The organism is Actinocrinis sp., from assembly GCF_035605935.1.
In the GTDB taxonomy this organism is placed as follows: Bacteria; Actinomycetota; Actinomycetes; order Streptomycetales; family Catenulisporaceae; genus Actinocrinis.
In genome coordinates, this window is record NZ_DATNGK010000037.1 from 1 (window position 1) to 2,183 (window position 2,183).

General features: G+C 65.6%; 1 protein-coding gene. It reads right to left on the reverse strand.

Features of this window, described 5'->3' with window-relative positions; genetic code table 11:
• Window positions 1–2,183: penicillin-binding protein (locus VN779_RS02975; RefSeq protein ID WP_325719861.1), on the reverse strand; the 2,183-nt coding region annotated here is incomplete at both ends.

Consider the following 2,183-nt stretch of genomic DNA (forward strand, 5'->3'; position numbering starts at 1 on the left):
GCCACCTTCGGTGAGTAGTACGCGACGGTGTCGTACGGCGCCGCGGAACCACACCGCACACCTGGATAGGTCTGCCCGAAGTTGGTGACTTTGAAGCCCTGCGCGGTCAGGGCGGCAGTGGCCTGGTCGAGCGGCATGTTCGTCACTTGGGTGACCGGAATGGAATCAGGGACATCGTTGACGCCCGGCCACTGCCACGGTTGCTTGAGCAGCGACGATTGGACGGCATCCAACCACAACGCCGCCGCATTGACGCCCTGCGCTTGGCCATCTGCCGCACCCGGCACGCCCTTCAGCGAGCCGCTCGGGCTCTGCGGGTTGTATACCGCCATGACGCCGGTGAGGCCGGGCGTCACGCCCACATACCAGATCGCGGCGTTGTCCGTGGTCGGCGAGGCAGCGTTCTGGGTGCCGGTCTTGCCGGCGACCTGACTGCCGCCGGCGCCGTAGTAGGCCTGATACGCGCTCGCGGCGGTACCGGCCCCCGTCGAGTCGCCGATCAGGACATTCACGGCCGCGCGGGCCACCTGGGGCGTCATCTGACGCGCGCACGGCTTGCGCGGGACGGGCAAGGTCCGGCCGGTCTCATCCTTGATCGACAGCACCGGGGCGGGCGGGCAGAACATGCCGTCGTTGGCGATCGTCGCGTACGCTCCTGCCAGCTGCACGGGGCTGGTCGCGTATGTTCCGATGGTGAAGCCGAACTGGCGCTGGGTGATGATCCGGCGAGCAAGCGTCTGGCTCGGGTCGTTCCCCACCTGCTGGTTCAGTGTCGTTATCCCGAGGCTCTGCGCCGTACCCACAATCGGCGAGAGGTCACAGCCCTGGAACAGCTTCGCCTCGAGGGCGATGAAGTAGGTGTAGCTCGACCGGACGGTGGCGTCACGCAGATTGTCGACGCTCGGGATGCTGCCGTTGTCATTCTGGATCGCCGTGGAGGCGCCGCACCCGGTCGCGAGGTAGGGATTCGCGGTCTGGAGCGTGAACGAGTCCGGATCGACACCGGCCTTCAACGCCGCTATCAGGCTGAAGTATTTGTAAGTCGAGGCTGCGTTTGCGCTCGCGTCCGTGAACAAGTTCGCGGACGAGTGCCTGCCGTCTGGGGTGGGCCCGTAGATCTTGTTGGTGACCATGGCGAGGACGTTGCCGGAGCTCGGCTCGACCTGGGGCGAGATCGCGGTGGCCGGCGAGCTGGGTGACATGGCGGTCCACAAGCCCGTTTGCGCTGCGTTTTGAATATCCTTATCGAGGGTCGTCACAATCCGCAGGCCGCCGGTGTTCAGCTCGGTGTCGGACAGCCCGCCCGTTGACGTCAGCCAATTCGTCACGTACTGGCAGAAGAAGCCCACGTTCTTGATCTCGGGGTTGGCGTTGAAGCAACCCCGACGGACCGGTGGCGCCGTCTCCGTGGCGAGCTTCACCGGCGTCGCCTTGTACACCGCGGCCTGAGCGGGAGTGATGTCGCCGACGTCGGCCATGTTCTGGATGACCTCGTTGCGCCGCTGGCGCGCGGCAGCCGGGTTATCGAACGCGTCGTACTGTGCCGGCGCGCGCACGGCGCCGACGAGCAGGGCCGCCTCAGGCAGCGTCAGCTCGTGGACGTCCTTGCCGAAGAACGTCTGCGCAGCGGTCTGAATGCTGTACGAGTTCTCGCCGAAGAACGCGATGTTCAAATAGTTCTGCAGGATCTGCGCCTTGGATTCGCGCTTCTCGATGTCCATCGCGCACTTGGCGTCTTCGATCTTGCGGTTGAGGTTCTGATCGATCGCCGCCTGTTTCTCGGCGTCCGTCTTGGCCTGGTAGTACCGCACCTGCTTGACGTATTGCATCGTGAGCGTGGAGCCGCCCTGCGTGTTGCCGCTCCCGGTCGAGAACGCCGAACGCAGCAGGCCTCGCATGTCGACACCGTGGTGTGAGTAGAAGCGACGGTCCTCGGTGGCGATCAGCGCCTGCTGGAGGTAGGTCGGCACCTGGCTGAGCGGGACCGGTTGCCGGTCCTCCTGGAACAGCTCGGCGATTACCGTGTGATTGTCGCTCGCGTACAGGATCGTCTTCTGCGGCGGCGGGGTCTCGACGAGATTGCACGGCTGGTCGAGGAACTTGCTGGCCTCGTGATTGGCCGCCAGTCCCAGGCCGCCGACGTACGGGAGGAGCACCCCGGCGGCCAGCAGGCCCATAGCGGC